1 protein-coding gene is annotated in these 1,202 nt (G+C 66.1%); it reads right to left on the reverse strand.

All coding sequences use genetic code 11. The features are described from left to right. Positions 1 to 11 precede the first annotated feature (11 nt). Positions 12 to 1,064, reverse strand: a complete 1,053-nt coding sequence (locus V6U89_RS30080) for an IS630 family transposase (protein WP_334576691.1) — start codon at positions 1,062 to 1,064, stop codon at positions 12 to 14. Between the last annotated feature and the right edge of the window lie 138 nt (positions 1,065 to 1,202).

The raw sequence follows: 1,202 nt of genomic DNA on the forward strand, positions 1-1,202 counted from the left end.
CTAGTGCCCCGTCATGCAGCCTTGAACGGGTAATCCGGGTGGCGGATCTTGGAGCCGGCGGCGAATCCGGATTTCGGTTTGGCGCGCTGGTTGCGCCAGCGGATGTAGTCGCCGATAGACGCGTCCTGTTCGGCGTGGGTGCGGTGGTCGGTGCCGTTGAGAGCGAAGTAGCGTATGGCGGCGAACTCGGCCTCGATCCAGTTCAGCCAGGACGCGTAGGTCGGCAGGAACACCAGTTCCACCTGGTTGGCGGCGCACCAGGCGCGGACCTCGGGGTGCTTGTGCGGGGAGAAGTTGTCCAGGATCAGGTAGAGGCGCTGGTCGGGCCAGCGGCGGCGCAGCGTCTTGAGGAAGGCCAGGAACTCGCGCCAGCGTTTGCGGTCACGGATGCGGTAATGCAGCTTGCCGGTGGCCAGGTCGAGGGCGGCGATCATGTGCCGCACACCCTGGTCGCGGGTGTAGGTGGCACGCAGTCGCACCGGCTGGCCCTGGGATCGCCACGCGCGGCCAGGGCGGGGTTGCAGGTTCAGCGGCCCGAACTCGTCGACACAGATCACCCGACCCTCGGTGGGCGGGTGGTCGTAGAGGTCCAGGATCCGGCGCATCTTCGCGGTGAAGTCAGGGTCGGTGCTGGCCTTCCACGTCTTGGTGGCCTGCCACGACACCCCGCGCTCGTGCAGGATCCGCCGGACTGTCTCGACGCTGATCGCCGTGACGTAGCCAGCCTCAATCAGGTAGTCGCGCAGCTTCGACAGTGACCAGCAGGAGAACGGTTTGCCGAGGAAGCGGGGGTCGCACCGGGCGATGACGCAGATCCAGTCGCGGATCTGCTCATCGATCCGTCTCGGTGCGCCCCCGCTCCATTTTGGGTCCAATGCGTCGAACCCCCGATCGTTGAAGGCGTGGATCACGTCGCGGACGTAGTCCTCGCTGGTCTTGAGCAGGTGGGCGATGTCCGGCGCCGGCTGTCCCTGGGCCGACATCAACACCACGATCGCCCGGCGCAGCTTCACCGGATCCTTCGCCGTCCGACCGATGCGCTGCAACCGCTGACCCTCGGCCATCGACACCTGCCGGACGAACACCTCCGGACGCCTGCCCACCGGCCACCACCTCCCACCGTGAACGATGAGAGACAGACTGCCGGACGAATCCTCAGAACCGACGGATTACACGATCAACGTTCGAAGACGAGGCACTAG

Source organism: Micromonospora sp. CPCC 206171 (assembly GCF_036906755.1).
Lineage (GTDB): Bacteria > Actinomycetota > Actinomycetes > Mycobacteriales > Micromonosporaceae > Micromonospora > Micromonospora purpureochromogenes.